Origin of the sequence: Bradyrhizobium huanghuaihaiense (assembly GCF_007830635.1) — a bacterium.
Classification (GTDB): domain Bacteria; phylum Pseudomonadota; class Alphaproteobacteria; order Rhizobiales; family Xanthobacteraceae; genus Bradyrhizobium; species Bradyrhizobium huanghuaihaiense.
Genome location: NZ_VLLA01000082.1, coordinates 1 through 5,099 on the forward strand (window position 1 = coordinate 1; position 5,099 = coordinate 5,099).

At 60.7% G+C, this 5,099-nt stretch carries 3 protein-coding genes and 4 pseudogenes; 2 read left to right on the forward strand and 5 right to left on the reverse strand.

The annotated features are described in order from the left end of the window. Together istB and IQ16_RS44705 are read left to right on the forward strand one after the other, a co-directional pair. Window positions 1-313: pseudogene (gene istB, locus IQ16_RS44700) on the forward strand (IS21-like element ISBj11 family helper ATPase IstB); the annotation flags it as partial. A 151-nt stretch (window positions 314-464) separates the two neighbouring features. Continuing rightward, window positions 465-671: a hypothetical protein gene (locus IQ16_RS44705; RefSeq protein ID WP_223153709.1), complete on the forward strand. Its 207-nt coding sequence runs from the start codon at window positions 465-467 to the stop codon at window positions 669-671. Window positions 672-691: 20 nt separating this feature from the next. Here IQ16_RS44705 and IQ16_RS44710 read toward each other — a convergent pair. The 5 genes and pseudogenes from IQ16_RS44710 to IQ16_RS44725 form a co-directional block, all read right to left on the reverse strand. Beyond that, window positions 692-1,191, reverse strand: a pseudogene (locus IQ16_RS44710) (transposase domain-containing protein); the annotation flags it as partial. A 113-nt stretch (window positions 1,192-1,304) separates the two neighbouring features. Further along, window positions 1,305-1,992 (reverse strand): annotated as a pseudogene (locus IQ16_RS44715) (IS3 family transposase); the annotation flags it as partial. Then, a pseudogene (locus tag IQ16_RS44720) lies at window positions 1,993-2,826 on the reverse strand (transposase); the annotation flags it as partial. A gap of 83 nt (window positions 2,827-2,909) precedes the next feature. Beyond that, on the reverse strand, window positions 2,910-3,488 hold the full coding sequence (locus IQ16_RS47240) for an omptin family outer membrane protease (RefSeq protein WP_257787581.1): 579 nt from the start codon (window positions 3,486-3,488) through the stop codon (window positions 2,910-2,912). 9 nt (window positions 3,489-3,497) lie between these two features. Then, window positions 3,498-4,604 (reverse strand): outer membrane protein, encoded by a 1,107-nt coding sequence (locus IQ16_RS44725; RefSeq protein WP_231166585.1) that lies wholly within the window; start codon window positions 4,602-4,604, stop codon window positions 3,498-3,500. Between the last annotated feature and the right edge of the window lie 495 nt (window positions 4,605-5,099).

Consider the following 5,099-nt stretch of genomic DNA (forward strand, 5'->3'; position numbering starts at 1 on the left):
TCGCTTCGATCTCGTCATCTTGGACGATCTTGCCTATGTCACCAAGGACCAGGCCGAGACCAGTGTGCTGTTCGAGCTCATCAGCGCACGCTACGAGCGACGCTCTTTGCTGATCACCGCCAATCAGCCCTTTGGAGAATGGAACAAGGTCTTTCCGGACCCAGCTATGACCCTCGCGGCGATCGATCGCCTTGTTCACCACGCCACCATCGTCGAGATGAACGTCGAGAGCTATCGCAGGCGGACTGCCCTCGAGCGAAAGCGTGGTCCAGGGCGGCCACCGGAGCACGCGACACAAAAAACGCTCGCTTGATTGACGCTCCGCGACAATCAAAGCAAACAAAACTCTTGCGCGCGACAATCATCGCGGCGATCATCATCGCGCCGCGACACTGACTCGCCATCCTGATCGCCGCGCTCTTCCGACCCAGATCGTCGCGCTATAGGCCTGGGGCAAATGCGCCATGGCGACTGAATTTGATACGATTTTTGATGTGATTGAGCGTCACCGCGAGCTTTCGGTGCAGCACGCCGCCGCGGTATCGGTATCCGCGAAACTTGTCGCAGGTCTCGAGTTTCATGCCGCCGACGCGATCAGCGAGGAAAGAAGGTTGGCTCTCGAGGACTATGCAGACGTGCTCACTCCAAGCCGACCACGCTTGCGGACGTGATCAGACTACCGGCTTGGCCGACGGTCGATGGCGATGCCGTGCGTCGCCAACATCTGCGCCTGGCGATAAAGCGGCAAATGCCAATGATACTTGGCATCGATCACATGCGCTGACCAGCCGCTCCGTGGGCAGTGTTCGGGCCCGGCATGCTGGAGGACGACGCCATGACAAGCGCGGCAGGCCAGTTTGGGCCGGCGAGTGACGATTACGCGATACTGCGCCGGTACGACGTCGAGCCTCTGGCTCTCATCGCTCCCAATTTCAAAAAGGACGCCTGCGCAGCACGGGCGGCAGGTTGCAGTGGGCATCAGGGTCTCGACGATGCGCGGCAAATACTCCGGCAGCTGACCGCGGTTGGCTCTGCGCTCGGCAGTTCGCTTCTCGCAGGTTCTTGGATTGGCGTGATCCTCGGCTGCTTCGAGAGCCGCGACGGCCTCTTCGATGCCCTCCAAAACAGGCTGTAGTTGATCAGCGTCCAGCTTTCCGACGATCGACCGAACTGCGCATCTTTCGCAAGCTTGCGCCACGCTTACGGCCTACTGGGTTAGCGCGATGTCGGATCGCGGCCAATCAAAAAGGCAACTGCAGCTAGTTCTTTTCACTTGAGCTGCTGCCGGTTTGATGGACACCCGGTTAAGCTAATCCCACCTTGCGCTCGAACGCAACCGGGCTGAGATAGCCGATGGTCGAGTGCCTGCGGGTCGTGTTGTAAAATCGTTCGATGTAGTCGAACACATCGGCGCGTGCCTCGTCTCTGGTTCGATAAATCTTGTTGGCCGTACGCTCGGTCTTGAGCGAGGAGAAGAGGCTCTCCATCGCCGCGTTGTCCCAGACGTTGCCGGAGCGGCTCATGCTGCAACGATGCCGTGGTCGGCCATCAGGCGCTGGAACTGCTCGCTGGTGTACTGGGACGCTCGGCGGCGAACTGCCGGTCAAGGAGGTTCGCCGGTACGGTCTCGAGCTGTCGATCGCCGTCATCCTTCGGCAAGCGCCGACGTCGCGGCCGCGCCCGCAAGCCTTGCAGGCGCATCAGCCGCTCAATCCGGTGCAGGCCGCAATCCGCCCCGTCGGCGAGCAGGTCACGCCACACCCGGCGTGCGCCATAGGTGCGGTCGCTGGCGACGAAGCTGGCCTTGACCTTGCCGCCGAGCTCCTGGTCGCTGCGGGATCTGGCGCTGGGAGAGCGGTTGAGCCAGGCATGGAAGCCCGACCGCGACACTCCCAGCGCATCGCATAGCCATGCCGCCGGCCAGATCGTCCGGTGCTTCGCGACGAAGGCGAACTTCATGTCGCTTCCTTCGCGAAGTAGGCTGCGGCCTTCCTAAGAAACAGCCGGATTGGCGTCCCCCGGAAGAGCCTGTAACACGAAGCCCAGTGATTTGGCTCGGCGCTGAAGGTTGGCGAGCACACGGCTGCGATATTGTCGCTCATATTGGTCTGCACCCGGATCTCTGTAGGGCATGCCGTGCCGCAGGGTGTTGTAGCATAGAACTGCGATCTTGCGGGCGGTCGCCGTCACCGCCTTTGATTTGCCTGCACGTGAGGATAGCCGGCGATAGAATGCGCCGAGCGCCGTATCGCTCCGTCCGACAGTAGTGGCCGCCAATCGCAACAGTGCGGCTGCCCGACTGGACGATCTTCGTGTGCGTGAAGACAGCACCTTGCCGCCGGAGATTTTGTTGCCCGGTGCAAGGCAGCGCCACGAGGTGAAGTGCTTGGCGCTCGGCCATGCCCTCAGATCCGTGCCGCACTCGCCGATGAGCTTCAGCGAGAGGGACGGACCTAACCCATGGATCTCAGTCAAATCGACGCCGAGCATTCCGTACAGCGCGGCCCTGACATCGAAGGTAGGTGTGTTGACCTGCTTGGTCTTAACGCGTGGCTTTGATAACTTTGCGCCCGCTTTTGCCCCTTTGTTGCTCAATACGGCGATCAAGGCTTCGAGCTTGCGGTCGCAGTCCAGCATCTTCGCCTGGTAAACGTCGTATAGTTCCAGCGATTGACGGAGGGCGAAGACATGTTCTTCCCGGTCGTTGCCCACCAGTGCCGCGCGGATTGTCTCGGTCGAAGAATGACAACGCACGTCCCGATAGGTTGCCAACACGTCGGGATTGCGCTCGCCTGCAACAACGGCTCGGATAATCCGCATGCCGGTCCAGGTGGCGCGGAGGTGGATGGTCACTACCAAAGCTTGAGGGGGCGTCGAAAGCCTGGCTCTTGGCTTTTGGTGCGATCTTTTCAATCGAGCTTATAGGAGGCCTGAAAGAACGTACCCCAGCGTTCCATGCTGTACTTCGCAAGCATGGTCGGTTCAACGCAGCCGCTGCTGCTGCACAATGAGTCGCTTCGGCTGTTGGTCCACATCGCCCAGTAGCGGCCACCGACGCCGACGCTGAAGTTCCTGGTGACGAAGTAGGACAAGACGCCTTCAACCTGGACGCCTCGGCCCCCATTGCTCCGTTGTTCATCAAACATGGTCGTCGGGCGCAAGAGATGATGGTCACGCCCCTTGAAATCGGTCCAGGGCAGGTAAGCGACGTCAGCGTTCAAACGCCAACGCTCGGTGAGCATGGTTTCGGCGCTTAGGCCGACACGAGCTGCATTCCACTGAGTATTCTGGCTGCCAACGACCTGGTCGTCGTCCGGCGCCAAGCATGGAGGTGGGGCAGCTATCTGTACACACCCCCTCGAGTCGGAGCTCTGTTCGTAATACGTCCAGCCGATAAAGCCGCCGACATTGTAGTTGGCGGCGCGGAGGAAATCATAACCTACGTCGGCCGTGTAGTAGGTGTACCTCCCGTTGGCCTGGCCTGATATCGTGTTGACCTAGGAGAGGTTCGGGGGGAGGCCCCAATCTTCGTCGTTCATGTGTCCTTTGTCGAAGCGCCCAAGGCCAATGTTGCCCTTCAGGAACACCCCCCACGGGCTGTCGAGATGGCCAAATAGCTCCCCGGAAAGTCCGTCAAGTCCGTGATAGGTGAGCCTCGATATTAGCATGCTGGGGTCTTCAAGGCCGCCGGAGGCCACTGCGCTGCGGTCCCATTGGAATCGACCCCGGCTGAGCCAGAGTCGCGATCCGCCTTCGAACGACCAACCGGCCGTGTAAGCAATCGGCGCCGCGCCGGCGGGCGCTTTTGCGTAGAGCGGCGCATCGGGCCAACGCACCACCCACGGGTCGGCGCCAAAATGGTAGTTCAACCCGATCTTTCCGATGTGATAGCTGCTGGAGAGGCTGGTTATGTTCGCCGGAAGAATGGCGAACGGCGGATTCTGCACCGTCGGAGGCGTTGCGACACTCGGCCCGCCGAAATGGAGATAGTCATACTCGACGTTGACCGACCATGCAGACGTAAGTGCTTGCTCGACGCCTAGCCCGATGACGCCACCGAGGCGACCATAGTCGAAATGGGTTTTCTCCTGTGGCGCGCCGCCTTCAAAGTTGTTGACGACGTCGCCTCGATTGTTTTGCCAAGCCACTCCTCCCTTAAGATAGGCCAACGTGCGGCCCAGCGCGCCAAACGCGTAACCGACGCGCCCAGTCCCGGTGGCAAAGACGTTGGGACCTGCCTTGCAGTTTGCACTCACGACAAAGCCGGAGGCGGCGAGGCAAGTATTCGTGCCGTCGGAGACAGCACCGCTGGCATCGAGTTCGACGCCGAACACCCAGCCATTCTTCTGCCAATTGTAGCCGACCTGGCCACCCGCGAGAAGCACTGGGGTATCGACGACATCGCCATAGATTGACGGACCGTAGGGATTGCTGAAGGAGGTTCGGCCGTAGCCGCCGCCGAGGTGCCCGCCAATATAGCCTCCCGACCAGTTCCACACCGCGGGCGGCAGTTTCACTTCTGGCTCAAGGTCTGCCGCGTTCGCTGCACCGTTTGCGACGAGCGCAATTGTCGTGGCTCCTAAAAGAAGAACTCCGGATCGCATCCAACACTTCCCTGTATTGTCTCGGCCCACGACCGAGCGCCCTTAAGTTATCGCCGCAGCAAACCGTCGGGGCGGACCAGACGCTAACAGCGACGCGCACCGAGTCCGCCCCCGAGGATCATCGCAAGCGATTGGTGGTGATGCCGCAAAGAGAGCAAGTCGCGTGCCGAAGTGAATTCGCAGGCTATGCAGGCACTTCGTCGCGGCGTGTGGCGCCAAGTTGCTCTCGATACCGACAAGGGCCACGTTACCCGAGAGTGGCCCGCTCGCGCGCTGAATGTGTACGCGCGGTGGCGCGTGCAGACCCGGCCCGTGTGATGTCAACAGGAAGCCCTCTGCGCTTCCCCGACTACGGCGCTGTGTCGCCGTTGATTTTAATTTCACCGAGTCCTACTGATGGGACTAGGGTCTGTACCTAAATAGCGCCACGTGATTCTCTTGCCTACGTGTTGATTCGGGGGCGAGAGAATGCGCGCTGGTTTGTTTTGGCTGAAC

Coding starts and splice junctions, on each gene's coding strand:
- IQ16_RS44705 (WP_223153709.1), top strand. CDS start 465: ATGGCGACTGAATTTGATACGATTTTTGATGTGATTGAGCGTCACCGC.
- IQ16_RS44725 (WP_231166585.1), bottom strand. CDS start 4,604: ATGCGATCCGGAGTTCTTCTTTTAGGAGCCACGACAATTGCGCTCGTC.